Source organism: Pseudomonas sp. YQ_5, from assembly GCF_043103305.1.
Taxonomy (GTDB): domain Bacteria; phylum Pseudomonadota; class Gammaproteobacteria; order Pseudomonadales; family Pseudomonadaceae; genus Aquipseudomonas; species Aquipseudomonas putida_Y.
Window position 1 is genome coordinate 1 of sequence record NZ_JBICJS010000045.1, and the last position, 418, is coordinate 418.

General features: G+C 71.3%; 1 protein-coding gene. It reads right to left on the reverse strand.

The annotated features are described in order from the left end of the window. The coding region (locus ACF8EA_RS10620) for an AMP-binding protein (protein ID WP_392521969.1) at positions 1–418 on the reverse strand (418 nt) is incomplete at both ends.

The window sequence follows — 418 nt, forward strand, 5'->3', positions numbered from 1 at the left end:
CGCTGTCGCGGTAGCGCGCCAGGTCGCCGGTGCGGTACAGCCGCTGGCCGTGGCTGCCGAACGGGTCGGGCACGAAACGCTCGGCCGTCAGCGACGGGCGACGATGGTAACCACGCGCCAGCCCCTGGCCACCCAGCATCAGCTCGCCCATGGCTACCTGCGGCAGGGCTTCGAACGCCGGGCCAAGGATGTGCGTGTACAGGTTGGCGATCGGCCGGCCGATCGGCACGCTGTCACGCCCTTCGTCGACACAGGTCCAGTGGGTGACGTCGATCGCTGCCTCGGTCGGCCCGTACAGGTTGTGCAGGCGGGCACCGGGCAGGTGGCTGAACACCTGCTGCTGGGTGTCCACCGCCAGCGCCTCGCCGCTGCAGATCACCTGCCGCACGCTGTGGCAGCGCTGCAGGCCCGGCTCGCG